Here is a 1,409-nt window from a genome sequence, read left to right on the forward strand (position 1 = left end):
AGCAATCTCTGACCACTCCTACCAGCCTTTACAACGGTATGAGTGTAGTGATTATCAAGTTATCGGCTTATTAGTACCGGTCAGCTCCGACAGTCTTTAGTCCTGTCTTCCACATCCGGCCTATCAACCCAGTCGTCTGGCTGGGAGCCTCTCCCCCGAAGGGATGGAAATCTCATCTCGAAGCCGGCTTCCCGCTTAGATGCTTTCAGCGGTTATCCGTTCCGAACGTAGCTAATCAGCGGTGCTCCTGGCGGAACAACTGACACACCAGAGGTTCGTCCATCCCGGTCCTCTCGTACTAGGGATAGATCTTCTCAAATTTCCTGCGCGCGCAGCGGATAGGGACCGAACTGTCTCACGACGTTCTAAACCCAGCTCGCGTACCGCTTTAATGGGCGAACAGCCCAACCCTTGGGACCTACTCCAGCCCCAGGATGCGACGAGCCGACATCGAGGTGCCAAACCATGCCGTCGATATGGACTCTTGGGCAAGATCAGCCTGTTATCCCCGAGGTACCTTTTATCCGTTGAGCGACAGCGCTTCCACAAGCCACTGCCGGATCACTAGTCCCGACTTTCGTCCCTGCTCGACTTGTCAGTCTCACAGTCAAGCTCCCTTGTGCACTTACACTCGCCACCTGATTGCCAACCAGGTTGAGGGAACCTTTGGGCGCCTCCGTTACTCTTTGGGAGGCAACCGCCCCAGTTAAACTACCCATCAGGCACTGTCCCTGAACCCGATTAGGGTCCGAAGTTAGATATCCAGAGTGACCAGAGTGGTATTTCAACAATGACTCCACGAACACTAGCGTGCCCGCTTCAACGTCTCCCACCTATCCTACACAAGCCACACCGAACACCAATACCAAACTATAGTAAAGGTCACGGGGTCTTTCCGTCCTGCTGCGCGTAACGAGCATCTTTACTCGTAATGCAATTTCGCCGAGTTCGCGGTTGAGACAGCTGGGAAGTCGTTACGCCATTCGTGCAGGTCGGAACTTACCCGACAAGGAATTTCGCTACCTTAGGATGGTTATAGTTACCACCGCCGTTTACTGGGGCTTAAATTCTCAGCTTCGCCTTGCGGCTAACCGTTCCTCTTAACCTTCCAGCACCGGGCAGGCGTCAGTCCGTATACATCGTCTTGCGACTTAGCACGGACCTGTGTTTTTAGTAAACAGTCGCTTCCCACTGGTCTCTGCGGCCATCGAACGCTCCCGGAGCAAGTCCGTTCACGCCTCAGGCCCCCCTTCTCCCGAAGTTACGGGGGCATTTTGCCGAGTTCCTTAACCACGATTCTCTCGATCTCCTTAGTATTCTCTACCTGACCACCTGAGTCGGTTTGGGGTACGGGCAGCTAGAACCTCGCGTCGATGCTTTTCTTGGCAGCATAGGATCACCGATTTCGT

At 54.1% G+C, this 1,409-nt stretch carries 1 rRNA gene (running past one end of the window); it reads right to left on the reverse strand.

The window, feature by feature from the left end:
- Window positions 1-50 precede the first annotated feature (50 nt).
- Window positions 51-1,409, reverse strand: a 23S ribosomal RNA gene (locus C5C44_RS16570) (it continues 1,856 nt past the right edge of the window).

Source organism: Rathayibacter sp. AY1F6 (genome assembly GCF_002932035.1).
Taxonomy (GTDB): Bacteria; Actinomycetota; Actinomycetes; order Actinomycetales; family Microbacteriaceae; genus Rathayibacter.